This is a genomic window from Burkholderia sp. RS01 (assembly GCF_039748055.1).
Taxonomy (GTDB): Bacteria; Actinomycetota; Actinomycetes; order Actinomycetales; family Micrococcaceae; genus Arthrobacter.
In genome coordinates this window covers 1-226 of the sequence record NZ_JBDLAK010000080.1, presented here as the reverse complement: position 1 = coordinate 226, position 226 = coordinate 1, and the positions used below count along the sequence as shown (strand labels likewise).

The 226-nt window shown below is 66.4% G+C and carries 1 protein-coding gene; it reads right to left on the bottom strand.

Features of this window, described 5'->3' with window-relative positions:
- Positions 1 to 226, bottom strand: a 226-nt coding sequence (locus ABFP37_RS22615) for a hypothetical protein (protein ID WP_347035049.1), incomplete at both ends; no start/stop codon positions are given.

Below are 226 nucleotides of genomic sequence, written 5' to 3'. Positions count from 1 at the left end.
CAGCTCCAGGATCTCTTCATCGAGGGGGACCATCCGCTCGGTGTCCAGTTTGCCGAGGGGAACTTTCAGCCAACTGCCGTGGCCTGGGACTTCGTGGACGCAGTCCAGTTCGAGATCGAGCAGTTCCCCGACACGCAGTCCGCAGGCGCGTTGGAGCCGCAGGGCGGCCGCGGCCAGTTCATTGCCCGGGGAGTCGGTGAGGACCTGGGTGAGCCGCCGGTCGATG